The sequence below is a fragment of the Catonella morbi ATCC 51271 genome (assembly GCF_000160035.2).
GTDB lineage: Bacteria > Bacillota > Clostridia > Lachnospirales > Lachnospiraceae > Catonella > Catonella morbi.
Genome location: NZ_KI535370.1, coordinates 64,530 through 88,547, shown reverse-complemented (window position 1 = coordinate 88,547; position 24,018 = coordinate 64,530). Strand labels below are relative to the sequence as shown.

At 37.7% G+C, this 24,018-nt stretch carries 22 protein-coding genes; 21 read left to right on the top strand and 1 reads right to left on the bottom strand.

The features are described 5' to 3' along the window. Positions 1 to 39 precede the first annotated feature (39 nt). The 16 genes from GCWU000282_RS16095 to recJ all read left to right on the top strand — a co-directional run bounded on the left by GCWU000282_RS16095 (position 40) and on the right by recJ (position 19,032). Positions 40 to 2,316: a GGDEF and EAL domain-containing protein gene (locus tag GCWU000282_RS16095; RefSeq protein WP_023355640.1), complete on the top strand. Its 2,277-nt coding sequence runs from the start codon at positions 40 to 42 to the stop codon at positions 2,314 to 2,316. Positions 2,317 to 2,481: 165 nt separating this feature from the next. Beyond that, positions 2,482 to 4,575: a polyribonucleotide nucleotidyltransferase gene (locus GCWU000282_RS13120; protein ID WP_023355639.1), complete on the top strand. Its 2,094-nt coding sequence runs from the start codon at positions 2,482 to 2,484 to the stop codon at positions 4,573 to 4,575. A 73-nt stretch (positions 4,576 to 4,648) separates the two neighbouring features. After that, a complete protein-coding gene (locus GCWU000282_RS13115) occupies positions 4,649 to 5,284 on the top strand; it encodes a redox-sensing transcriptional repressor Rex (RefSeq protein ID WP_035041056.1) in 636 nt (211 codons plus the stop codon). Between the two features lie 12 nt (positions 5,285 to 5,296). Next, positions 5,297 to 5,656 carry a holo-ACP synthase gene (gene acpS, locus GCWU000282_RS13110; RefSeq protein ID WP_023355637.1) on the top strand — a complete coding sequence of 120 codons (360 nt, stop codon included), beginning with the start codon at positions 5,297 to 5,299 and terminating at the stop codon, positions 5,654 to 5,656. Positions 5,657 to 5,659: 3 nt separating this feature from the next. Continuing rightward, entirely contained in the window at positions 5,660 to 7,228 is a 1,569-nt protein-coding gene (locus tag GCWU000282_RS13105) for a bifunctional ADP-dependent NAD(P)H-hydrate dehydratase/NAD(P)H-hydrate epimerase (RefSeq protein ID WP_023355636.1), read from the top strand. After that, complete coding sequence (rlmH, locus tag GCWU000282_RS13100; protein ID WP_023355635.1) at positions 7,229 to 7,720, top strand: 23S rRNA (pseudouridine(1915)-N(3))-methyltransferase RlmH; 492 nt, start codon at positions 7,229 to 7,231, stop codon at positions 7,718 to 7,720. It abuts the gene before it with no gap. An 83-nt stretch (positions 7,721 to 7,803) separates the two neighbouring features. Next, complete coding sequence (locus GCWU000282_RS13095) at positions 7,804 to 9,324, top strand: ATP-binding protein (protein WP_023355634.1); 1,521 nt, start codon at positions 7,804 to 7,806, stop codon at positions 9,322 to 9,324. Positions 9,325 to 9,482: 158 nt separating this feature from the next. After that, positions 9,483 to 9,902, top strand: a complete 420-nt coding sequence (gene mscL / locus GCWU000282_RS13090) for a large conductance mechanosensitive channel protein MscL (RefSeq protein ID WP_023355633.1) — start codon at positions 9,483 to 9,485, stop codon at positions 9,900 to 9,902. 127 nt (positions 9,903 to 10,029) lie between these two features. Beyond that, positions 10,030 to 11,337 carry a phosphopyruvate hydratase gene (gene eno / locus GCWU000282_RS13085; protein ID WP_035041053.1) on the top strand — a complete coding sequence of 436 codons (1,308 nt, stop codon included), beginning with the start codon at positions 10,030 to 10,032 and terminating at the stop codon, positions 11,335 to 11,337. Between the two features lie 152 nt (positions 11,338 to 11,489). Beyond that, positions 11,490 to 11,939, top strand: a complete 450-nt coding sequence (dtd, locus tag GCWU000282_RS13080) for a D-aminoacyl-tRNA deacylase (RefSeq protein ID WP_035041050.1) — start codon at positions 11,490 to 11,492, stop codon at positions 11,937 to 11,939. Positions 11,940 to 11,975: 36 nt separating this feature from the next. Continuing rightward, on the top strand, positions 11,976 to 14,072 hold the full coding sequence (locus GCWU000282_RS13075) for a glycogen debranching protein (RefSeq protein ID WP_023355630.1): 2,097 nt from the start codon (positions 11,976 to 11,978) through the stop codon (positions 14,070 to 14,072). A gap of 97 nt (positions 14,073 to 14,169) precedes the next feature. Further along, positions 14,170 to 14,400, top strand: a complete 231-nt coding sequence (locus GCWU000282_RS13070; protein ID WP_023355629.1) for a hypothetical protein — start codon at positions 14,170 to 14,172, stop codon at positions 14,398 to 14,400. Positions 14,401 to 14,869: 469 nt separating this feature from the next. Further along, the gene (locus GCWU000282_RS13065) at positions 14,870 to 15,208 is read left to right on the top strand and encodes a cyclic-di-AMP receptor (RefSeq protein WP_023355628.1); all 339 of its coding nucleotides are present in this window, start codon (positions 14,870 to 14,872) and stop codon (positions 15,206 to 15,208) included. 116 nt (positions 15,209 to 15,324) lie between these two features. Continuing rightward, the gene (ilvN, locus tag GCWU000282_RS13060; RefSeq protein ID WP_023355627.1) at positions 15,325 to 15,831 is read left to right on the top strand and encodes an acetolactate synthase small subunit; all 507 of its coding nucleotides are present in this window, start codon (positions 15,325 to 15,327) and stop codon (positions 15,829 to 15,831) included. Positions 15,832 to 15,929: 98 nt separating this feature from the next. After that, positions 15,930 to 16,955, top strand: a complete 1,026-nt coding sequence (gene ilvC / locus GCWU000282_RS13055) for a ketol-acid reductoisomerase (RefSeq protein ID WP_035041047.1) — start codon at positions 15,930 to 15,932, stop codon at positions 16,953 to 16,955. Positions 16,956 to 17,289: 334 nt separating this feature from the next. After that, entirely contained in the window at positions 17,290 to 19,032 is a 1,743-nt protein-coding gene (gene recJ, locus GCWU000282_RS13050) for a single-stranded-DNA-specific exonuclease RecJ (RefSeq protein WP_023355625.1), read from the top strand. 260 nt (positions 19,033 to 19,292) lie between these two features. Here recJ and GCWU000282_RS13045 read toward each other — a convergent pair whose 3' ends face one another. Then, positions 19,293 to 20,114 (bottom strand): L,D-transpeptidase family protein, encoded by an 822-nt coding sequence (locus tag GCWU000282_RS13045; RefSeq protein ID WP_023355624.1) that lies wholly within the window; start codon positions 20,112 to 20,114, stop codon positions 19,293 to 19,295. A 247-nt stretch (positions 20,115 to 20,361) separates the two neighbouring features. On the opposite strand from GCWU000282_RS13045, the gene GCWU000282_RS13040 reads away from it, so the two are divergent. From GCWU000282_RS13040 to fliM, 5 genes are all read left to right on the top strand, one after another. Beyond that, positions 20,362 to 20,565: a flagellar FlbD family protein gene (locus GCWU000282_RS13040; protein WP_023355623.1), complete on the top strand. Its 204-nt coding sequence runs from the start codon at positions 20,362 to 20,364 to the stop codon at positions 20,563 to 20,565. Between the two features lie 111 nt (positions 20,566 to 20,676). After that, on the top strand, positions 20,677 to 21,465 hold the full coding sequence (locus GCWU000282_RS13035) for a motility protein A (protein ID WP_035041221.1): 789 nt from the start codon (positions 20,677 to 20,679) through the stop codon (positions 21,463 to 21,465). Positions 21,466 to 21,468: 3 nt separating this feature from the next. Next, positions 21,469 to 22,386 carry an OmpA family protein gene (locus GCWU000282_RS13030; RefSeq protein ID WP_023355621.1) on the top strand — a complete coding sequence of 306 codons (918 nt, stop codon included), beginning with the start codon at positions 21,469 to 21,471 and terminating at the stop codon, positions 22,384 to 22,386. Between the two features lie 21 nt (positions 22,387 to 22,407). Next, positions 22,408 to 22,935, top strand: a complete 528-nt coding sequence (locus GCWU000282_RS13025) for a flagellar basal body-associated FliL family protein (protein WP_023355620.1) — start codon at positions 22,408 to 22,410, stop codon at positions 22,933 to 22,935. A gap of 102 nt (positions 22,936 to 23,037) precedes the next feature. Then, positions 23,038 to 24,018 carry a flagellar motor switch protein FliM gene (fliM, locus tag GCWU000282_RS13020; protein ID WP_023355619.1) on the top strand — a complete coding sequence of 327 codons (981 nt, stop codon included), beginning with the start codon at positions 23,038 to 23,040 and terminating at the stop codon, positions 24,016 to 24,018.

The following is a 24,018-nucleotide window of genomic DNA, read 5'->3' as shown; positions in this document are numbered from 1 at the left end:
ACCGATAAATGTTTTAAAATATACTATTGAGGTAAAGTAATGAGTTCAGTTGTTGTATCATTTATGGCTTTGTTTATTTTTGCGTTCTTTATTCTGAGTATTTGTGTCTACAGAACGACAAAGAAAAAGCAAACAATAACTCCCCGGGTAAGACTGTTACTGATGATAACCATGGCATCTGTTGTCATTCAGATTGCTTTACTCTTTGCAAAAAATTTACCTACGGCTTTAGTGTTACACTCTATATATTTGGTGAGTATATGTGGGATAAGGTATGCGGTTCTTAAGATAGCAATAGAAGTAACCGGACATGAGATTAACAATACTAAAATATTTAGGATTTTGTATATAATCATAGCTCTTGATGCTGTTTTTGTTTTAAGCAATATATTTACAAAGGAACTATTCATTATTGAGAAGGTTAAGATAGGGCAGTGGTATTATCATGCAGCAATAATGCAACCGTTATATACCCTGCACAGTATCATAGCTTATAGTCTGCTTATGCTGATAGCTTTTATAATTATTTATAAAATAGTGGGACTGAGCTTCATTTACTGGAGAAAATATATTCTGCTCTTATTTTCGTTTTCTTTGGCAATTATAATTAACTTTTTTTATAAATTTCTGAATTATGCGGTAGATATATCCGTACTTGGATATTCTGCCGGAGCGGTAGCCGCATATTTGATACTTCTTGAAAGTAAGCAGGTAACACTTATAGATAAAATGTTGTCTTATATTGTGTCTAAAACTGATGACATGATGATATTTTTAGATGTAGATGATGTCTGCATATATCTGAATGAAAGAGCTAAAACTTTTTTTGATGTTGAAGATGACTACTCCTCTGTGGTCGGACAGATAAATAAGATGTTTTCACTCAGTAATTTTGACAGCAGTAAAATAGAATATTCTGTGCTTTGTTCAATGAATGATAAGGGAGAAATGAAACATTATGATATCCTTTATAAAAAACTTTACAGAAATGGGAAGATGGAAGGAAGCTATTATAGAATAAAGGACAGAACGATAGAAGTTGACATTTTTAACAAGGATAAGTATAAAGCTACGCATGATAAGCTTACAGGACTTTTTAACAGTGATTATTTTTGTGACAAAGTTGAAGAAATCCTTAAAGATAATCCTGAAACAGAGTATTATATCTTATGTTCGGACATTAAAGATTTTAAGCTTATTAATGACTCATTCGGAAAGAATATCGGTGACAGGGTACTTAATTCAATAGCCTGGAAATTGAGGGAAAAAACTCCTAAAGATACTCTGTATTGCAGACAGGCAGGGGATAAATTCTGTGTTCTTATTGAAAAAGATAAATATGATGAAGAAATGTTTATAAATATTGCCAAAGAAGTCTCGATGACGGACGGCATACATTATCCGATTAATATGCAGATTGGCGTATACAAGATTGAGGATAGGAGCATATCTTCATCTGCAATGATTGACAGGGCCGGTATGGCAATAGCCGCGAACAAAGAAGATTATCAAAACAAAGTATTTTATTATGATGACAGAATAAGAGAGGCTAAATACTGGGAGCAGAGATTATCCGGTGAACTTGACAGTGCAATTGAAAATAATCAGCTTAAAGTTTTTCTTCAGGCGCAGTGCAACGGAGAAGGCAAGGTAATAGGTGCGGAGGCACTTGTAAGATGGCTTCACCCTACGGAAGGAATGTTGGCACCATATAGATTTATCCCTATGTTTGAGCAAAACGGTCTTATAAGTAAAGTAGATTTATTTGTTTGGGACCGGGCAGCCGGGCTTCTTAGAAAATGGAAGGATGAGGGGAAGGGAGAATATTATATCTCTGTGAATATTTCCCCGGCAGACTTCTATTTCCTGGATATTTATAAGGAATTTGTCAGTATAGTAGAAAAGTATAAGATAGAACCATTCAGACTTAAGCTTGAAATTACGGAAACTGTTATTATGAAAGAAATTGAAAGCAGACTGATGATAGTTGAAAAGCTTAGAGACTATGGCTTTACTGTTGAAATGGATGACTTTGGAAGCGGATATTCCTCCCTAAATATGTTGAAGGAAATCTCGGTAGACGTACTTAAATTGGATATGGGCTTCCTTTACAAGACAAAAGACGAGGAAAAGAGCAGAAAGATAATCGGAATGATAGTACAACTTTCAAAGGCCCTTGATATGCCTGTAATTTGCGAAGGTGTGGAAACTCATTCTCAGTTTGAATTTCTTAGAAATATTAAATGTGATTATTTCCAGGGATACCTTTTTGCAAAGCCGGTATCAATAGAAGACTTTGAAAAAACAAATATGTAAAACACTTATATCACACCCACTATTGCGAATAGAATATGGGTGTGATATACTATTTTTGGCTTTGTTAACTTTCTGCCGAGACTTCTGAAAAGCTGGCTTGTTAAAGTCGGTTTTTCAGTGGTTTCGGGACTTACAAAGCTAGCTTAAAAAAGGAGATAGGAAAATATGTTTAAGAGTTTTAGTATGGAGCTTGCCGGGCGTACCCTCACCGTAGATGTGGACAGGGTTGCCAAGCAGGCAAACGGTGCGGCACTTATGCACTATGGAGACACAGTTGTACTTTCAACCTGTACAGCTTCAGAAAAGCCAAGGGAAGGCATTGATTTCTTCCCGCTTTCAGTAGAATACGAAGAAAAACAGTATGCAGTAGGTAAAATTCCCGGCGGTTTTAATAAAAGAGAGGGTAAGGCTTCTGAGAATGCAGTACTTACCTCAAGAGTAATTGACCGTCCTATGCGTCCGCTTTTTCCTAAGGATTATAGGAATGATGTTACACTTAATAACCTTGTTATGAGTGTAGATCCGACCTGTTCTCCTGAGCTCACGGCTATGCTTGGTTCAGCTATAGCTACCGCAATTTCGGATGTACCTTTTGATGGCCCTTGTGCCACTACTCAGGTAGGTCTTATTGACGGAGAATTTGTAATCAATCCGAGCAATGCAGAGATGGCAAACTCTGCCCTCAAACTTACGGTTGCTTCTACCAAAGAAAAGGTTATTATGATAGAGGCAGGAGCTGATGAAATACCTGAGGCTAAGATGATTGAGGCTATTTATAAGGCACATGAAGTAAATCAGGAAATAATTGTTTTTATAGAGAAGATAGTTGCTGAATGCGGAAAGCCAAAGTCGGAATATGAAAGATATGCAGTGCCTGAGGAGCTGTTTACGGCAATCAAAGAGATAGTAACTCCCGATGAAATGGAAAAAGCTGTATTTACAGATGAAAAGCAGATTAGAGAAGAAAATATTTCTGCGATTATGGACAAGCTCACAGAGCATTTTGCAGAAAATGAAGAGTGGCTGTCATTCCTACCTGATGCAGTATATCAGTATCAGAAAAAGACTGTAAGAAAGATGATATTAAAGGATTATAAGCGTCCTGACGGTCGTGAAATGACTCAGATAAGAGCACTTGCAGCGGAAACAGACATCATACCTCGTGTACATGGCTCAGCTATGTTTACCAGAGGGCAGACACAGATTTGTAATATTACTACTCTTGCTCCTCTTTCAGAGGTTCAGAAGGTAGACGGACTTAATGCAGAGGAGACATACAAGAGATATATTCATCATTATAACTTCCCTTCATACTCTGTGGGTGAGACAAAGCCTTCAAGAGGACCGGGAAGAAGAGAAATCGGACATGGTGCTTTGGCTGAAAGAGCTCTTATTCCTGTACTTCCGAGTGAAGAGGAGTTCCCATACGCTATCCGTACGGTATCGGAGACATTTGAGTCGAACGGTTCAACTTCAATGGCATCTACCTGTGCATCCTGTATGTCACTTATGGCAGCAGGTGTACCTATTAAGAAGATGGTAGCCGGTATTTCCTGCGGTTTGGTTACGGGTGATACAGATGATGATTATGTACTGCTTACAGATATTCAGGGACTTGAGGATTTCTTCGGAGACATGGACTTTAAGGTAACCGGTACAACAGACGGCATCACAGCAATTCAGATGGATATCAAGATTCACGGTCTTACAAGAGAAATAGTTGAGGGTGCAATAGCAAGAACTAAAGAAGCCAGGATGTTTATTATGGATACCTGTATGAAGCCTGCTATAGCAGAGCCAAGGGCAAGTGTCAATGAATATGCACCTAAGATAGAGCAGATTAAGATTGATCCTGATAAGATTGGTGAGGTAGTCGGTCAGAAGGGTAAGACAATCAATGCCATCATAGATAAGACAGGGGTTAAGATTGATATAACGGATGAAGGAAATGTAAGTATCTGTGGCACTGATATTGATAAGATAAATGAAGCTAAAGAAATTATCAGAATGATAGTTACCGAGTTTGAAGAAGGAAAGATTTATACCGGTAAAGTTATATCTATTAAGGAATTTGGAGCCTTTGTTGAATTTGCGCCGGGTAAAGAAGGCATGGTTCATATTTCAAAGGTTGCAAAAGAGAGAATAAACAACGTTGAAGATGTACTTACACTTGGAGACATAGTTAAGACTATCTGTCTTGGAAAAGATAAGATGGGAAGAATATCTTTCAGTATTAAAGATGTACCTGCCGGAGTATAATTATATAAAATGCTAATATGAGAACGAATGAAAATTCGTTCTCAAAACAAAAATGGGGATGGAGGAAAAAATTATGGAATCAAAAAATATATCCCCTGCGGTCATAAAAAGATTACCAAGGTATTACAGATATTTGGGAGATCTTCTCAAATTAGGGATAGACAGGATTTCTTCAAAGGATTTAAGTGAAAAAATGCAGGTTACTGCCTCCCAGATAAGGCAGGATTTAAATAATTTTGGTGGTTTTGGTCAGCAGGGATATGGTTATAATGTAGAGTATCTATATAATGAGATAGCTAAGATTTTGGGGCTTGATAAGGATTATAATCTTATTATAGTCGGAGCGGGTAATCTTGGTACAGCAATCACTAATTATACAGATTTTGCAAAAAGAGGATTTTATATTAGAAAGGCATTTGATGTAAAGCCCGAGCTTATAGGAAAGAAGATTGGCGAGATAGAGATACTTGGTATGGACAGCCTGCCTGACTTTATTAAGAATAATCAGGTGGATATAGCAGCCATTACAGTTCCTAAGGAAATAGCTACAGAGACAGCTACAAAGCTTGTAAAATGCGGAATTAAGGCAATATGGAACTTTGCTCCTGTAGACCTCAGGTTGCCAAAAGATGTTATAGTTGAAACAATTCACCTTTCAGATACTTTGATGAGGCTTTCTTATTCTCTGAAGAATAAAACCTCTAAATAAAGGAAGATTAGAGTGATTATAGGTATTGGTACAGATTTAATTGAAAAAGAAAGAGTCAAAAAAGCATGCGAAAAGGATGCTTTTTTGTCGTATGTTTTTACAGAAGCGGAAATAGAGCTGATAAAAAAGAAAAAAGATTCTGCAGCAGGTAACTGGGCTGTAAAGGAAGCTGTTGTAAAGGCCATGGGTACAGGTTTTTTTGGAATGAAGATTAAGGAAATCGAAGTTCTGAGAGATGAACTTGGAAAGCCCTATGTGAAGCTTTACGGAAAGGCTTTGGAAAAACAAAAGGAATTAGGGATTGAGAGATTCTTTGTATCTATTTCCGATACAAAAGAATATACCAGTGCAGTAGCGGTAGCGGAGGGGTAAACTATGATAAAAATCGTAAACAGTAATGGTGCTAAAAAGTTAGATGAAGATGCACAAAAACTGGGAATATCAGGAACGGTACTAATGGAGAGGGCTGCACTTAGTACAGCCGAATTTATTAAAGACAGACTTCTTACTGCTGATAAGGATAAAAAAGTTATAGCCATCTGCGGTTCAGGAAATAATGGCGGAGATGGTATAGCCTGTGCAAGAATTCTCTATGAATGGGGATTTAATGTTGAAATATTTGTTATAGGGAAAAAAGAAAAGTTTACGGGGCAGACTAGGGCGCAGGTGGATTTGGCGGTAAACAGTGAGGCAGACCTAAAAATTGTTGAGCCGTCTGAGCTTATAACGGACAGAGATGATTTTAAAAATGTTATTGTAATAGATGCAATCTTTGGTGTTGGTTTTAAGGGCAGACTTGAAGGTGATTTGGAAAAGCTTGCACGTTATCTGAATATGTTTAACTCTGTCAAGGTTGCAATTGATATTCCTTCAGGAGTAAACGGAAGTAACGGGAGGGTAGAAAGTACGGCTATTAAATGTGATTACACTATTACCTTTGGTGTAAACAAGACAGGAATAGCGGTATATCCGGGCAAAGATTATGCCGGAGAAGTCATTGTTGCCGATATCGGTTTTCCAAAGAAGGCTCTTGAATCGGTGTCTTACAACAACTTTACATTTGATAAGTCTGATATCGAATATTTCCTGCCAGAGAGAAAAGAGTACAGCAACAAGGGGGATTTTGGGAAAATACTTATCATTGCGGGTTCTGAGGAAATGTGTGGGGCTTCTTACCTTTCAGCCTTGGCAGCATACAGATCAGGAGCGGGGCTTGTAAGGATATTTACACCTAAGGGAAACAGAATCTCATTGCAAAATCTGATTCCTGAGGCTATTTTAACCACCTATGATGATAGCCCTGAGATGGATATAGAAGCGGATACTGAGGAAAAACTATATAAAGCGGTAAAAGAATGGGCTGATGCAGTAGTTATCGGTCCCGGTCTCGGAATCAGCAAAAGAAGTAAATCCATAGTTAGGAAAGTTATTGAAATTTCAGAAGTTACAACTGTTATAGATGCTGATGGCTTAAGACTTTTCAGGGAAGTAACAGAAGAAAAAGAAAACAGGAAACTTGACTTAAAGAAAGATTTGAGAGCGGGTTTTGTATTAACTCCGCATATTAAGGAATTGTCCGATTTGCTGTATTTATCTAAAGAAGAGGTAAAAGATGATATTATTGGCATAGCGGAGGAATTAAAGTATTGTTCGGGTATGGTTGTTATTAAAGAAGCGAGAACCGTAGTTGTGGGTGAGGGCAGATGCTATATAAATGACAGCGGAAATTCAGCTATGGCTAAGGCGGGCTCCGGAGATGTGCTTACGGGAATAATAGCGGCTTTGATGGTTGGTGACAAGTTAAGACCATTTATGATGGTAGCTCTCGGAGTTTATATACATGGGCTTGCAGGAGATATTCTTAAAGAGAAAAAAGGAAATCATGGAATTTTGGCAAGGGAATTAGCTGATGAGGCAGCAGAAGTAATGAAGAGGTATGCGTAAGTGAAAATAACTGTTCTTTGTGCAGGTAAGATTAAAGAGAAATATTTTGAAGACGGCATAGCTGAGTATGTTAAAAGATTATCAAGATATGCTGCGGTGGAGATAAAGCAGGTTCAGGATGAAAAGACTCCGGATAATGCTTCGGCAGCAGAAGAAGAGAAGATTAAACAGGTTGAAGGACTAAGAATGCTTGATTTTCTGAAGAAAGTGGGAAGGAATGACAGTTTTGTGTTTGCCCTTGTAATTAAGGGAAAAGAGCTTGATTCTGTGGAGCTTTCTGAGAAAATTTCAGCCCTTGCGTTATCGGGAAAGAGCCATATAATTTTTATTATAGGCGGTTCCCTGGGGCTTTCGGATGAAGTCATAGCCGAGGCTGATTTTAAGCTAAGCTTTTCAAAGATGACATTTCCACATCAGCTTATGAGACTGGTGCTTTTGGAACAGGTGTACAGGGCTTTTAGGATTAGGATGGGGGAGCCTTATCATAAGTAGGTGTTATTATTACTAAGTAGAAAATTTACAGATATATAGTAAAATTGTACTTATATGTAATATAATGGAAAGGAAGATTCTTGATGATACCATTAAAAATAGAGACTTTATTAGAGGGGAGAGTTGTAGAGCATGATCGTGTAGAATACAAAAATGGTTGGAATCCTGATCCTATAATTCATTCAATTTGTGCATTCGCTAATGATTATGATAATACAAATGGTGGTTATATCGTTATTGGTGTTAGAGAAAAACAAGGCCTGCCTGTTTTCCCTATAGAAGGATTACCTAAAGAAAAACTGGATGTTATCCAGCAGGAAATATTTCAGTATTGTAATATGATCATTCCCAGGTATATCCCAAGAATGGAAGTAATTGACTATAAAAATAATGGTATATTTTTGATATATTTGTGGTGTCCGGCAGGAGATAGCGGACCGTATCAGGCTCCTAATATGGTATATAAAGCAAAAGGTGGAAAAGACGATAAGAGTATGAAGTATTGGATTAGGCCGGCCTCTCTTACTACCGAAGCTAAACAGGATGAAATATCAGAACTATTTGATAAGTTTAATTCTGTTCCGTATGATGACAGAATAAACAGAAAGGCTAAAATAGATGATATAAGACGGGTATATCTTGAAGATTTTATCAGAAAAAGTAATAGCAGCCTTGTAAATGAACTAAATAGCAGCTCTTTAGAAGATTTACTCCTTGCACAAGAAGTAGCTGATGAAACAGATACAGAACTTGATATTAGGAATATCGGTGTACTTATGTTTACAGAACATCCTGAAAAACTTATTCCCGGAGCGTATATTGAACTGATTCGTTTTAATACTAAAGAAGCTGAGGCTTCAGATGATTTTATTGAAAAAACATTTACAGGACCTATTTGGAAACAAGTTATTGATGCTTTGGATTACATAAAAAATACTGTTATTGAGCAGAAAGTTGAGAAGATACAAGGTCAGGCAGAAGCGGTAAGATTTTACAATTATCCTTACAATGCCTTGGAGGAAGTTTTAGTAAATGCGGTATTTCACAAGTCATATAGGGAGCCGGAACCGGTTGAGATACGTATATATGTTGATAGTATTCAGATTATCAACTATCCGGGACTTGCAAAGTGGATTAACTTGGAACGCTTTGAAACCGGAAAAATAAAAGGAAGGAAATATCGTAATAGAAGGATTGGAGAACTATTCAAGGAAATTGATTTGTCCGAGAAGAAAGGTACCGGTATTCCTAAAATACTACGTGAACTTAGAATAAATGGCTCGCCGGAAGTGGAATTTGATATGGATGATGATAGAACATACTTAAATACAATCATTCATATTCGAAGTGGATTTGAAATGTCCGAATCAATGTCCGAATCAATGTCCGAATCAATGTCCAAATCAATGTCCGAATTAGAAATAGAAAGAATGAAAAATATTTTAATGTATTTAAATAAAAATAAAGAGATAAACAGCTCCAATGCAGCGGAATTGTTAAATGTAGAAGTAAAGACCGCCAGTAGACTGCTATTTAAAGCGGAGAAACTAAACATAATTAAGGGGGCCGGAAAAACAAAGAATAAGGTATACTTTGTAGAGTAAAACTTTTGCTGAAGAACATAAGGCATTAGTAAAAACCATTATTAAAAATTGGCTGTTTTTTGAAGATTTAGTTGTTAAACCTTCATTAATATGCTATATTAATATTTTGGTTAACTGTCCGCTTAATTACGGATATTATAACTTTATAGGAGGATTTTATGAAAAAATTTCTTGAAGAGTTCAAAAAATTTGCACTTAAGGGAAGTGTAATGGATCTTGCGGTCGGTGTGATTATAGGTGGAGCATTTCAGGCTATAGTTACATCTTTAGTCGGTGATATAATATCACCCGTTATCGGAATCTTTGCCAGCACCGATTTTTCAAATCTTGTTTTAACAGTAAACGGCGCAGAGATCAAATACGGTGCCTTTATAACCGCAGTTATTAATTTTGTCATTATGGCATTAATAATATTCTTATTGGTTAAAGGACTTAATAAGCTTACAAGTATAGGCAAGAAAGAAGAACCTAAAGAGCCTACAGAAAAGACCTGTCCATTCTGCCAGAGTAAAATCAGCATAAAGGCAACACGTTGCCCACACTGTACATCCGCACTTGAAGTAGATATGGAAATGTAACAAAAGTTCAATAAAAATTTCTATATTTTTTACATTATCTATCTAGTTTTTTTTGGTAAATTATGGTATCATTCTAGTGTTTGAATTAATACTTTACAATGCGGGAAGCATGGAAAGGAAGAAAGAAATGGATTATTTAGGAAATTTAGAAATCGAGAAGGTTATCGGTAGAGAAATCGTTGACTCCAGAGGTAACCCTACTGTTGAAGCTGAAGTTATCTTAGCTTGCGGTGTAGCAGGAAGAGGAACAGCTCCAAGCGGTGCTTCTACAGGTGAATTTGAGGCTCTTGAGCTTCGTGATGATGATAAGAACCGTTACAATGGTAAGGGTGTTCTTAAGGCAGTTGAGAACATCAATACAGTTATAAATGATGTACTTCAGGGAGTAAGTGCATTTGATATTTATGCAGTTGATGCAGCTATGATTAAGGCTGACGGAACAAAGGATAAGTCAAAGCTTGGTGCTAATGCAATCCTTGCTGTATCTATCGCAGCAGCAAGAGCAGCGGCTAACGCTCTTGATATTCCTCTTTACAGATTCTTAGGCGGTGCTAATGCTAACAGACTTCCGCTTCCTATGATGAACATCTTAAATGGTGGAGCACACGCTACTAACTCTGTAGATACTCAGGAATTCATGATTATGCCTTCAGGTGCTTCAAGCTTCAGAGAAGGTCTTAGAATGTGTGCTGAGGTATTCCATGCGCTCCAGTCACTTCTTAAGAAAGAAGGACATACCACAGCTGTGGGTGATGAGGGTGGTTTTGCTCCTAACCTTAAGGATGATGAGGATGTTATCGAACATATCATCAAGGCTATTGAGAATGCAGGCTACAAGGCAGGTACAGATTTCGTTATAGCTATGGATGCTGCTTCTTCTGAGTGGAAGGACAGAGAGCAGGGTGTTGGACATTACTTACAGCCTAAGTCAGGTAAGAAGTTTACATCAGATGAGCTTATTGCTCACTGGGAGAGCCTTATTGATAAATATCCTATCTATTCTATTGAAGATGGTCTTGATGAAGAGGATTGGGAAGGCTGGAAGAAGATGACAGAGAAGCTCGGACACAAAGTTCAGCTTGTTGGTGATGACCTTTTCGTTACTAATACAGAGAGACTCGAGAAGGGCATTAAGCTTGGTGCGGCTAACTCTATTCTTATCAAGCTCAACCAGATCGGTTCTGTATCTGAGACACTTGAGGCTATTAAGATGGCTCACAAGGCAGGCTATACGGCAATTTCTTCACACCGTTCAGGTGAGACAGAGGATACAACTATTGCTGACCTTGCAGTAGCTCTCAATACCTGCCAGATTAAGACAGGTGCTCCTTCAAGAAGTGAGCGTGTAGCTAAGTATAACCAGCTTCTCAGAATTGAAGAGGAACTTGGTGCGGCAGCTTACTGGCCTGGAGTAAATGCATTTAACCGTAAATAATCATATTTATCGATAAATTTTATCGCTTTGGCTGATTTGCACAAAAGATGATGAGTTAAAGATTGATAATTTAGCAATTAATCAGACTGCCGTACCGGTGAACAATCGGTACGGTGGTTTTGCGTTACATAAAAGGGAAAAAAGGGGAATATATGCGTTTTGTAATTCAGGTTGTAAAGAATTCAGATGTAAAAATTGACGGAGAAGTAAGAGGTGCTATCGACAGAGGCTACATGGTGCTTATCGGTGTAGGAAAAGATGATACAAAAGAAATAGCGGATAAAATGATTAAGAAAATGCTTGGTCTCAGGATAATGGCAGATGAGAACGGAAAAACAAATCTTGCCTTAAATGATGTAGGAGGAGCTCTTTTGCTTGTATCCCAGTTTACCCTGTATGCAGACTTAAGTCGTGGCAACAGACCGGGATTTACTACCTGCGGTTCGCCGGATCTTGCTAAAGAACTGTATCACTATATAATAGATGAATGTAAGAAACAGGTACCAAAGGTTGAACAGGGGGAATTTGGGGCTGATATGAAAGTTACTCTTACTAATGATGGTCCATTTACTATAATTTTAGATTCTGCGGATTTAAAATAATCTGCAATGAAGTAGAGTGTGTAATCGGAGGATAGAATGGCAGAAGCGAATAATAATCTTTCGTTTGAAAGATTTCATCTTCGACCAATAGACGAAATTAATGGTTTTAAGGTTAGGCCCGGCCTTTATGAACAAAACGGAGCAACAGCCATTCCCAGTGGCGTAAATTTTACTGTTCCTACCAACAGTGGAACAAGTGTGGAGCTTCTTCTCTTCAAAAACAGGGAAGATGAGCCTTATGCAATTATACCTTTTCCGGAAAATTACAGAATAGGTAATGTCTATTCTATGATAGTTTTTGATCTTAATATTGAAGATTTTGAATATGCGTATAGAGTTGATGGCCCTTATGACAAAGAAAAAGGCTTGATATTTGATAAAAACAGAATTTTGTTGGACATGTATGCGAAATCAGTTACAGGTCAGAGTGAATGGGGTAAAAAACTCGGCAGTAAGTCATTTTACAAGGCAAGAGTAGTGCGCAATGATTTTGACTGGGGCAGTGAACCAAACCCTAATATCGGACTTGAAGATCTTGTAATCTACGAAATGCATGTCAGAGGTTTTACCAAGGATGCTTCTTCGGGAGTGAAATACCCGGGAACCTTTGCAGGAGTAATGGAGAAAATACCTTATCTCAAAGATTTAGGCGTAAATGCCGTAGAGCTTATGCCAATCTTTGAATTTGATGAGATAAAAGATAATAGAAAGTATAATGATGAGATTTTGGTGGACTATTGGGGATATAATCCAATCAGTTTCTTTGCTCCGAATACCAGTTATGCGGCAAAAACAGAGGATAACAGCTCGGGAACGGAGCTTAAAAAACTTATAAAGAGATTACATGACAATGGAATTGAATGTCTGTTAGACGTGGTATTTAATCATACTGCTGAAGGAAATGAACTTGGACCGAGCATTTCTTTTAAAGGTTTTGATAATAATGTGTACTACATGCTTACTCCCAGAGGGGAATATTACAACTTCAGCGGTTGTGGCAATACTCTGAATTGTAATCATCCTGTTGTAAGACATATGATACTGGAATGTCTCAGATACTGGGTAACAGACTATCATGTAGACGGTTTCAGGTTTGATCTTGCGAGTATTTTAGGTAGAAATGAAGATGGTTCACCTATGTCAAATGCACCGCTTTTACAGAATCTTGCCTATGATCAGATACTTGCGGATGTAAAGCTTATAGCAGAGGCTTGGGATGCGGGCGGACTTTATCAGGTGGGAACCTTCCCTTCATGGAACCGTTGGGCTGAGTGGAACGGAAAGTATCGTGATGACATGAGAGACTTTCTTAAAGGTGATATAGGACTTATGCCGGTAGCGGCAAGGAGAATATCAGGCTCAAAAGATATTTATAATCCTGAGCATAGGGGAGATAATGCATCAGTAAACTTCCTAAACTGCCACGACGGTTTCACCCTTTGGGATATGTACTGTTATAATCGCAAACATAACGAGGCAAACGGCTGGAACAATACGGATGGAGCAGATGATAACAGAAGCTGGAACTGCGGCTGGGAAGGTGAGACTGATAATGAGTATATAAATAAACTTCGTTACAGACTCTGTAAAAATGCTATGACCACCCTACTTATGAGCAGGGGAACACCTATGTTCCTTGCAGGTGATGAGTTCTTAAATACCCAGTGCGGCAATAACAACACCTATTGTCAGGACAGCCCGATTTCCTGGCTTGAATGGGGACAGCTTGAGAAAAACAGAGAACATTTCCGTTTTACCAGACATCTTATTAAATTTAGAAAAGAACATCCGGTAATAAGAAAGTATATGGGAAGCTGTTCACTTGGATTCCCTGATTCCTGGGCTTTGGGACCGGACCACACCAATGTGCTCAGAGTAATATTTGCAGGAAGAAATGCAGATAATACGGCAGATGATATTGTCTGTTTTGCGATAAATACCCATTGGGAAAGACAGGACTGTTATTTGCCTGAACTGCCGCATTATTTATGCTGGCAGATTGAAACAGACTCTTCACTTGAAATATACAGGTCAGGTTTCCCTGATATTAGGGGTAAAAAGGTTAGAACCAATGGAAATCTGATTAATATGGAAGCCAGAAGTTCTATGGTTTTCTCTGTGGTAAGAGTATAAACAATTTTGATTTTTTAGTAGGACTTTCTGTTTAAATGATGATATACTTATCATAATAACAGAAAGTCTTATTTTTATTTAATTGAGGTGAAATACTATGAGGGAAATGGAATTTAAGGTTGAAAGAAGCGGACTTTTAAAAGAAGGGGACATAGTAAATGTGATTGAGACAGAACTTGAGAGTTTCCGTTATTATACTATAGAACATGCTTACGGAATGAGCGGTAATATATCACTTACGGAACCGCTTAAAAATTTAACGGGAAAAGTAGTAAAAATGGAAGAAAAACCAAGAGGATTCTATGCTGTACTTGAATTTGAGGAATAAATTACAGAGAAATTGAACTAAATTTTACTGGTAAAAGTCAGTATAAAATGATACAATATCAATAGTCAACTTAGAGCAGTGGGGATAGCCTAACGGTTGCCTTTCCGGAAACGGAGAGGAGGTCGGTATGAATACGTTAGAAGTGTTAACGCTTTTATTGGTTGTATTTTCAGCCTTAACATATATCGATAATCGAAAGAACCGTAAATAACAGATAGGCTATCCTCTATGCAACTAGGGGATAGCCTGTAATCTGTTAATAAACTTAATAGCTTATAAGTTTCCGCTTGGTAACTGTTGGATGTACCAATATCCTTCAGTTATCTAAGTTGATTATAAACCAATCTTGCAATTTTTGCAAGCAGGTTTGGAGAAGAGGTGCTTTTGTATCTCTTCTCTTAATTGATATATTGTAAATAATTTGGGTTAAAAACTGCTATAAGCAGGGTGCGAAAAGGGGGAAAATCTTATGAAAATGGTTTATGCGATAGTTCACAGTGAGGATGGCGATTCGGTTACAGAGGCTTTAATGTCAAACGGATATATAGTAACCAAGCTTGCTACTACGGGTGGTTTCCTTAGACGAGGCAATACTACGCTTTTGATTGGTGTTGAGCAGGATAAGGTTCAGAATGTAATTGATATAATAGTAAAGGAGTCAGGAAAGAGGGAGCAGATAGTTTATAATCTTCCTTACTCTCAGACAAGCGGAGTGCCTGTTACCAGCTACAATGCAGTACCGACTACTGTGGATGTGGGAGGAGCTACAATCTTCGTAATTGACGTGGAAAGATTTGAAAAGGTTTAAGTCCTGATATAACTATGTGGCATAGTTAACATTACTATCATTACTTGACTTTGGTGTGACTGATTGATATTATGGTTGCAAGTTTTAGAAAATCATCATATTAGGTAAGGAGACGTATGAATAAAATTGTATTTTCCGTATTTGTAGATAACACCTCCGGTGTGCTTAGCAGGGTGGCAGGACTTTTCAGTAGGAGAGGTTTCAATATTGACAGCTTGACTGTTAGTGAAACTGAGCGTTCAGTATATTCAAGAATGACAATAGTCTCTCATGGTGATGATCAGGTGTTTGATCAGATTGTGAAACAACTGGCAAAACTTGAAGATGTAAAGGAAGTTAAAGTACTTCATCCTGAAAGTTCTGTAACCAGAGAACTTATCCTTGTAAAGCTTAAAGCAAAAGCTTCCGAAAGACAGGGAATTATTGCAACAGCAGATATTTTCCGTGCTAAAATAGTCGATGTTTCTAAAGAGTCTCTTACTATTGAATTAACAGGTAATCAAACTAAGATAGAGGCATTTTTAAGTCTGCTTGGCAAAGATAATATAATAGAAATGGTGCGTACAGGTGTTACAGGTCTTGAAAGAGGTTCGGAAGCACGTGGCGAAATGTGGGATGATTAATCCGACATCTTTTTGCATGGCAATTTAAGCTTGTGGCTTAATTAAAATGTTTTGTAAGTAATTGATTAGAAATTTAAATAAAAATGGAGGAATTAGCTATGTCAGATGCAAGAATATTTTATGAGAAGGACTGTAACCTTTCTTTATTAGAGGGCAAGACAATTGCAATAATCGGTTATGGAAGTCAGGGACATGCTCATGCACTTAATCTTAAGGAGTCAGGCTGTAATGTAGTTATCGGTCTTTATGAGGGAAGTAAATCTTGGGCTAAGGCTGAGGCTCAGGGACTTAAGGTGCTTACTGCGGCAGAGGCGGCAAAGGCAGCGGATATTATAATGATTCTTATAAATGATGAGCTTCAGGCTAAACTTTATAAAGAGAGTATAGCTCCAAATCTTGTGCCGGGCAATATGCTTATGTTTGCCCATGGCTTTAATGTACACTATGGTCTTATTAATGCTCCTGATGGTGTGGATGTAACTATGATTGCACCTAAAGCTCCGGGACATACTGTTCGTTCCGAGTACTTAGAGGGCAAGGGAACACCTTGCTTAGTAGCTGTACATCAGGATGCAACAGGTAAGGCTCTCGATATGGCACTTGCTTACGGTGCGGGTATAGGTGGAGCAAGAGCAGGTATTCTTGAGACAACTTTTAGAACAGAGACAGAAACTGACCTTTTCGGTGAGCAGGCTGTACTTTGTGGCGGTGTTTGTGCCCTTATGCAGGCCGGTTTTGAGACTCTTGTAGAGGCAGGCTATGATCCGAGAAATGCTTATTTTGAGTGTGTACATGAGATGAAACTTATTGTAGACCTTATTTATCAGTCAGGCTTTGCGGGAATGAGATATTCTATTTCCAATACTGCTGAGTATGGTGATTATATTACCGGACCTAAGATTATAACTGATGAGACAAAGAAGTCAATGAAGAAGATTCTTTCTGATATTCAGGATGGTACTTTTGCTAAGGATTTCCTGCTTGATATGAGTGAAGCCGGTGGTCAGGTACATTTCAACGCTATGAGAAAGCTTCATGCTGAGCAGCCTTTAGAGCAGGTTGGTAAGGAGATAAGAAAGCTTTATAGCTGGAATAATGAGAATGATAAGCTTATAAATAATTAAGGTATATTTTTTACTTAAAACAAGGGTATGGATTAATTGCTTAGGTGATTGGTTCATACCTTTTTTGTTTTGGGTATATGTGATTTTGATTGACTAAGTTACGGCTTGCCCACGCCGGTAGTCCAGACTCGCTCCGGCGTCCGCTTCGCTGCGCCTAATGCGCTCGCTTAGGCTACGGCTGTGGCAAGCCTGATTTAGTAGAAATAAAAAGGGAAAATATTAATGCAAATTTGACATGAAATGTCTTTTAGATATGGTATAATATAATAGTTGTAGTTAAATGTGGGATAATTATTAATAAGATTTTTTAGATAGAGTAGGAAGGAAGAGTGTGATGACCGGAAGATGGTATATGAGGACAATCAGGGGGGATTTTGATGGAATTGCCGCTAGGTTTGGCATTAGTAAGATAGCAGCCAGAGTGCTTGTTAACAGAGGGATGAGTAATGACGAGGATATAGATGAGTATTTGAATGCGGAAGAGAAGGAGTTAGCAAGGCCTGAGCTAATGCGTGATTTGACAAATGCTTGTGAAATTCTTAACAGGAAAATTAATGAAGGCGAGAAAATTCGGATAATTGGAGACTATGATGTGGACGGAGTATGCTCTACCTTTGTTTTATATGATTTTTTTAGGAGTATGGGGGCTGATATAAGCTATGTTATTCCACATAGGGTACAGGACGGATATGGAATCAATATAGATATAGTAAATAAGGCAAAGGAAGATGGGATTGATACAATAGTAACCTGTGATAACGGTATCGCGGCCTATGAGCAGGTAAAGCATGCTAAGGAGATAGGGCTTACGGTACTTATTACAGATCATCATGACATACCTGTAAACAATGACCTTCCGCCTGCAGATACAGTAACTAATCCGAAGAGGGAGGACTGTAACTATCCTTTTAAAGGGCTTTGCGGAGCAGGAGTGGCATATCAGCTAATAAATCACTATGCTGAAAAGTATGGGAATAATTCCGCAAAACTTAAAACTGAAATTAAGAACAAATATCTTGCATTTACGGCTCTTGCGACTATCTGCGATGTTATGGAACTTATAGGTGAAAACAGAATTATAGTGAAAAAAGGCTTGAAAGCAATATACAATACTGAAAATGTGGGGCTCAGAGCCTTGCTTGAGGTATCGGGACTTGTTAACAAGGATGAGATTACGGTTTATCATTGCGGTTTCATCATCGGACCTATGATTAATGCCTCCGGCAGACTTGAATCGGCAGTAAAAGCGATTAAACTATTCTTGGAAAGCGACAGGGAGAGGGCTTTATCAGAAGCAAATGAGCTTCAAGGGCTTAATAATGAAAGAAAGGATATAACAGAGCAGTCTTTGATAAGGGCGACCGAAATAGCTGAAAGCTCTGAATACTTAAATGACAAGGTTCTGGTAATCCTGGTTCCGGATTGTCATGAGAGTATAGCCGGAATAGTTGCAGGCAGAATTAAAGAGAAATTTTACAAACCGACTTTAATTTTTACCTATGCCGAGAGGGGGATAAAGGGTTCAGGGCGTTCTATAGAAGATTATAATATGTTTGAGGAAATATCTAAATGCTCAGAGTGTTTTTCTAAATTCGGAGGTCATCCGATGGCAGCAGGCTTTTCGCTTAAGGGTGAAACTACTGAGGAACAGATAGAAGTATTTAATAAGTTAAGAAAGATGCTTAATGAAAATACAACTCTTACAGAGGAGGAACTTAAACCCAAAATCTTCTTTGATATGGAACTTCCGCCTTATTATGTTACGGAAGAACTGATTGAGGAACTTTTAAGATTTGAACCTTACGGAACAGGAAATAAAGTTCCGACTTTTGCAAGAAGAAATATGTACATTCAAACATATAGAGTGATAGGTAAAAATAACAACGCTATTAAACTGGAACTTACAGATGGTGGAGAAGGACAAGTACATAACGCAATATGGTTTGGAGATGCAAGTGTTTTTGAAGAATATTTGTTAAATAAGGAAGAAAAGAAACTGGATATAATCTATTCGCCTCAGATAAATGAGTATAGAGGGTTTAAAAATATACAGTTAAAGATAGAGGAATATAGATAATTTAACACAAATTATTCTCGAAACATCTTGTGAAATATCGTAATCAAGCCCAAGGTCACAATTACGATATTTTGCAGATCTTTGGTAATATTACACTATAGTCGCAGGCTCAAAATAGTTTATCCTATAGCACTATGCGGAATAAGAGGTACGTGACCTATGGAGTGAATAATTGGGGGTTAATCTGAATTATTTGAGAAATATAAGGTAATTATATAATTAAAAAAACAAGAGCCGCCCGGTTGGACGGCTCTTAAGCATTATTTTATGATTGCTACAGTGCTTGCCGAAGCAGTATTTCCGTTTTTATCGGTAATGGTATATTTAACGGTATAGCGTCCGGAAGTTTCAAAATCAATGTTATCTTCTATTTCAATATCATTGGTTATATCTTTTCCGTCATGAGAAGTTGCCTTGACTCCTTTTAAGAGGTCGTAGCTGTAATCGCTTTTTGAAAGGGTTATTTTTTTAGGTGCGGTAATTGTGGGAGGGGTAGCAACAGTCTGTGGTTCAGGTATTCCAAGGCTCCAAATATCGGTAGGATCATAGCCTGTGTATTTAGGATAAGGTGTAGCTTCAGGTTTTCCGAGAGGACCGGGATCTTTAGAAGCGTATATAGTAACTTTTGTACCGTACGAACAATTATCATATATCCATTTTGCGTCTGCGGTAGCAAGTCTTACACAGCCGTGAGAAGCTACTGAGCCCAGCATTTCAAACTGCCCTTTCATAAGAGTGTCGGGATTCGGTTTATAAAACGGAACAGAGTGAAAAAGCACATTTCCGACTATTCTGGTTGCATACTGGCCGTAAGCATTATAAAACAGTGATCTCCAACGATATTTAACCTGTGTTTTGTAAGTTCCCAGGGGAGTGAGATGACCTCCCGAAGAACAAAGCATAGCTTTTATTGGTTTATAGGAACCATCGTTTTGTCTCTCATACACAGTAACTGTATTTGCTAATCTATTCACCTTGATATGATATTTTCCTGGAGATGCCTGTGCCGGCTGAACAAAAATAAGCGAGCTTATTAAAAAAGTTAAAATTAAAATGCAGTTTAATATTCTTTTAGTTTTCATACTTTCCTCTTTCTAAATATATAATGATACAGTATCAGAAGACAAAATTATTTCCGCTAAATAAGTATAAAGGATTAAAGGTCAAAAGTAAATGCTAAAAGTAAAAAGTAAATATAACATTATTTTTATCATATATTGATTTTTTCTTACAAAATTATTATAATAAAACAAGTGCTTTTTTTTGTGTGCAAAAATATGCAAGAAAAAAGTAAGAATTAGTAAGCAAAACGTAAGCGGGAGGTCATAAATGATAGACGTGACAAAAATGAATGGTTTGGAGTTTACTATCAATGCTGACCTCATTGAGATAATTGAAGAAGTCCCGGATACCATTATAACACTTACTACAGGTAAGAAAATAATGGTTAAAGAAAGCAGGCTTCAAATTAAAAATCTCGTTAAAAGGTATAAGCGTGAAGTTTTTACAGGGGAAATCCTTGATAAAGAGTGATATATTCCACTGTTAATCAGGTGTTGAAACTATATTATGAATCGGTATTCGACGCCTAATTTTAAGTTACCCTTATATATAGGGAATAAATGAGAACGGAAGGTGACTGGCTTGGATATAGCTACATTACTTGGACTTGTAATTTCATTAGGACTTGTACTCTTTTCAATTATGATGAATAACCCGGCGGCTATCTTTGGCTTCCTTGATTTGCCGTCAGCACTCATTACCTTTGGTGGTGCATTTATGATTGTTCTTGCTTCTTGTAAGAACATAGGTGAATTTGTAGGAGGACTAAAGAGTTTTGGACTCACTCTTAAGCCGGTAAATTTTAATCAGTCAGAAGTGATTAAGGGAATAATCAATCTGTCTAATATAGCCAGAAAAGATGGTTTGCTTGCTCTTGAAGAAGCGTCTCAAAATATTGAGGATCCTTTTCTAAAAAAAGGAATACTTTTGATTGTAGACGGGACTGATCCGGAACTTGTAAGGGGAATTCTCGAAACAGAAATTTCATGTATTGAGGACAGACACAAGGCAAAGTTTGGTTTTTGGGAGACTCTTGCAGCAATGGGACCTGCCTGGGGTATGATTGGTACCCTTATCGGTCTTGTAAACATGCTTGCCAACCTGTCCGATCCAAGTGCAATCGGACCTGCTATGGCGATAGCTCTGATTACAACTTTCTATGGTTCTTTTCTGGCAAACTGGATGTGTGCACCTGTTACTAACAAGCTTAAGGGAAACAGTGCGGAAGAAATTATGCTTAAAGGAATTATGGTGGAAGGTATATTGTCTATCCAGGCGGGAGAAAACCCAAGAGTAATAGAAGAAAAACTAAAATCATTCTTAACACCTGCTGAACGTGAGGCATTCTCAGAAGGTGGAGGAGAGGAATAAAATATGGCAAGGAAGAAAAAAACGGAAGAGGCACCGGCAGGAGCACCGGCCTGGATGGCGACATTCTCAGACCTTATGAATCTGCTTCTATGCTTCTTCGTGCTTTTGTTTTCTATGAGTAGTACAGATAGAGCGAAATATAATGAAATAGTTGAAGCTGTTACTTCGTCATTCAGTATATTTTCGGGAGGCGGCTCAGCACTTGATCAGGGTATACTTATATCCAGCGGTGTTAGTCAGCTTAATGAGCTTGCCGAGTATTATTCAAACCTTGCCGTGGATAATGCGGCAAAGGAAGATGGTACTAAAGGCGGAAACGGTAAGTCAGATAACGGAAAAATTGAAAACAATAATGAAAATAAGCCTGATAATAATAATAATGGCAAGGCGGAAGAGGATAAAGAGGTTACTAAAGACGAGGTTGTCAAAAAATATCAGAAAGAATTGAAGGAAACTGCTGAAAAGAATTATGAAAAGGCCTCGGAAGCTATTAACCAATTTAAGTTAAATGATATGGTCCAACTCAAAATGGATACTTCATACAACTATATAGGTCTTAGTATAGACGGATACTTCCTGTTTGATTCGGGTAGTGCTGAACTTAAGAAAGGGGCGGATAAAGTCCTTGATAAGGCAGCCGGGATTCTTATGAAGTTTAAGGATGCTGATATAGTTATAGAAGGACATACTGACAATGTACCTCAGACTAACACGGTTAAATATAAGAATAACCTGTGGCTTTCCGGAGCCAGGGCTATGACAGTGCTTGAATATCTTACTGAAGTAGAACATATGGACCCTAAGAAGCTTTCAGCAAGCGGTAAAGGTGAATATGAACCTATAGCTTCCAATAAGACTGCTGAAGGCAGACAGAAGAACAGAAGAGTTGAAATAAAAATTTTCAATAAAGTTGCTGACTAAAAAACTCTAAGGAGATTATTTATGAAAAAGAATATGCTTACTATTGTTGCTATTGCTTTAAGCCTTGTAAATCTTGTGCTGACAGCGGTAATTATGCTTTCAGTAGTATCTTCGGCAAAGGCTACAAATGCTCTTGTTTCAAACATAGCTTCTATTATTGACCTGGAGCTGGAAAGTGACACCACAAAGAACAAGATAGCAATGAGTGATATGGACGTAGTAAACTTTGAAGTTCCGCTTCAGATAAATCTTAAAGCTTCCGGAGACGGTAAAGATCATTATGCAGTAATTGATCAGACATCCATATACCTTATTAAAACAGCGGAAGACTACAAGACTTTGTCAGAGAGTATGAAGAATGCAGATACTAAGACAGGTTATGGCTCTACTATCGGAGAGATTGTAAATAACCAGTTTTCACAGTATACAAAAGAAGAAGTACAAAACAATAGAGAAGCTATCAAAATGGCTGTGTTAAAAGCTGTTCAGGAAAAGTTCGGTACACAGACAATTGCTGAAATAGCATTTAAGAATCTTAGATTACAGTAGAATAATTAATATTATAATAAAGTATACATTTCCTCTTTATTTTAGGAATATCTAATGTTAGAATTAGTAGAAGTGTAAAATATTTTAGGATGGTGAGGCTTAATGAGTGATATACTCTCGCAAGAGGAGATAGATAAGCTGCTAAAAGGTATTGAGAGCGGAGATGTAGATACCAATGAACTTAAGGAGAATGATGAAAAGGTTATAAAGGAATATGACTTTGCAAGACCGTCTAAATTTTCCAAAGATCATTTGCGTACGCTGGAATCTATATTTGAGCATTATGGAAGACTTTTATCTGCTAATCTTCCGGCTTATCTAAGAAAAACCGTTCAGGTTGAGGTAAGAGGTTCTGAAGCAATTACCTATCAGGAGTTTCAGAATTCACTTTCTAATCCGGTATTGCTTGCTATAATGAATTTACCGCCATTAAAAGGCAGCTGCATAATGGAGATGTCAAATAATCTTGGATATACGATTATAGACAGACTTTTGGGCGGTGAAGGCAATCCTATTGAAAAAACAAGAGATTTCTCAGAAATAGAAATAGTGGTACTTGAAAGGATTCTTAACACCTGTACCAATTATTTGGAAGAACCCTGGCATAATGTGGTGGAGATAACTCCGACTCTGATGCGGATAGAAACAAATGCACAATATGCACAGATTATTTCTCCACAGGAGATGACTGCTCTAATTACGTTAAGTATTAAGATTGGAACAGTTGAAGGTTTTATGAGTTTTTGCCTGCCGTTTACAGCACTTGAAGATGTAATGGATAGGCTTAATACAAAGTTTTGGTTTTCTGCTCTTCAGGAAAAAGATGATACAAATTACGGAGAACAGATTGAGGAGATTATTGACAGGGCACAGATTCCTATAAGAGCAGTATTGGGAAAGAGTGTGGTTTCGGTTAATGATTTTGTTAACTTACAGCCGGGTGATGTGGTAAGGCTTAATGCAAAAGTTGATGATGAACTGGATGTTTTTGTAGGTAATATGAAAAAGTTCAAAGCCTTGCCCGGAGCTTCATCCGGTGTTTATGCTCTTAGAATTACAAAAGTTATTAGGGAGGAAGAATAA

What these genes read in the sequence shown, in the direction of transcription:
- fliM (WP_023355619.1), top strand. Translation starts at nt 23,038, where the DNA reads ATGAGTGATATACTCTCGCAAGAGGAGATAGATAAGCTGCTAAAAGGT.
- ilvC (WP_035041047.1), top strand. Translation starts at nt 15,930, where the DNA reads ATGTCAGATGCAAGAATATTTTATGAGAAGGACTGTAACCTTTCTTTA.
- GCWU000282_RS13040 (WP_023355623.1), top strand. Translation starts at nt 20,362, where the DNA reads ATGATAGACGTGACAAAAATGAATGGTTTGGAGTTTACTATCAATGCT.
- GCWU000282_RS13025 (WP_023355620.1), top strand. Translation starts at nt 22,408, where the DNA reads ATGAAAAAGAATATGCTTACTATTGTTGCTATTGCTTTAAGCCTTGTA.
- GCWU000282_RS13065 (WP_023355628.1), top strand. Translation starts at nt 14,870, where the DNA reads ATGAAAATGGTTTATGCGATAGTTCACAGTGAGGATGGCGATTCGGTT.
- ilvN (WP_023355627.1), top strand. Translation starts at nt 15,325, where the DNA reads ATGAATAAAATTGTATTTTCCGTATTTGTAGATAACACCTCCGGTGTG.
- GCWU000282_RS13030 (WP_023355621.1), top strand. Translation starts at nt 21,469, where the DNA reads ATGGCAAGGAAGAAAAAAACGGAAGAGGCACCGGCAGGAGCACCGGCC.
- dtd (WP_035041050.1), top strand. Translation starts at nt 11,490, where the DNA reads ATGCGTTTTGTAATTCAGGTTGTAAAGAATTCAGATGTAAAAATTGAC.
- eno (WP_035041053.1), top strand. Translation starts at nt 10,030, where the DNA reads ATGGATTATTTAGGAAATTTAGAAATCGAGAAGGTTATCGGTAGAGAA.
- GCWU000282_RS13115 (WP_035041056.1), top strand. Translation starts at nt 4,649, where the DNA reads ATGGAATCAAAAAATATATCCCCTGCGGTCATAAAAAGATTACCAAGG.
- GCWU000282_RS13105 (WP_023355636.1), top strand. Translation starts at nt 5,660, where the DNA reads ATGATAAAAATCGTAAACAGTAATGGTGCTAAAAAGTTAGATGAAGAT.
- GCWU000282_RS13045 (WP_023355624.1), bottom strand. Translation starts at nt 20,114, where the DNA reads ATGAAAACTAAAAGAATATTAAACTGCATTTTAATTTTAACTTTTTTA.
- GCWU000282_RS13075 (WP_023355630.1), top strand. Translation starts at nt 11,976, where the DNA reads ATGGCAGAAGCGAATAATAATCTTTCGTTTGAAAGATTTCATCTTCGA.
- GCWU000282_RS13120 (WP_023355639.1), top strand. Translation starts at nt 2,482, where the DNA reads ATGTTTAAGAGTTTTAGTATGGAGCTTGCCGGGCGTACCCTCACCGTA.
- GCWU000282_RS16095 (WP_023355640.1), top strand. Translation starts at nt 40, where the DNA reads ATGAGTTCAGTTGTTGTATCATTTATGGCTTTGTTTATTTTTGCGTTC.
- GCWU000282_RS13095 (WP_023355634.1), top strand. Translation starts at nt 7,804, where the DNA reads ATGATACCATTAAAAATAGAGACTTTATTAGAGGGGAGAGTTGTAGAG.
- mscL (WP_023355633.1), top strand. Translation starts at nt 9,483, where the DNA reads ATGAAAAAATTTCTTGAAGAGTTCAAAAAATTTGCACTTAAGGGAAGT.
- GCWU000282_RS13070 (WP_023355629.1), top strand. Translation starts at nt 14,170, where the DNA reads ATGAGGGAAATGGAATTTAAGGTTGAAAGAAGCGGACTTTTAAAAGAA.
- recJ (WP_023355625.1), top strand. Translation starts at nt 17,290, where the DNA reads ATGACCGGAAGATGGTATATGAGGACAATCAGGGGGGATTTTGATGGA.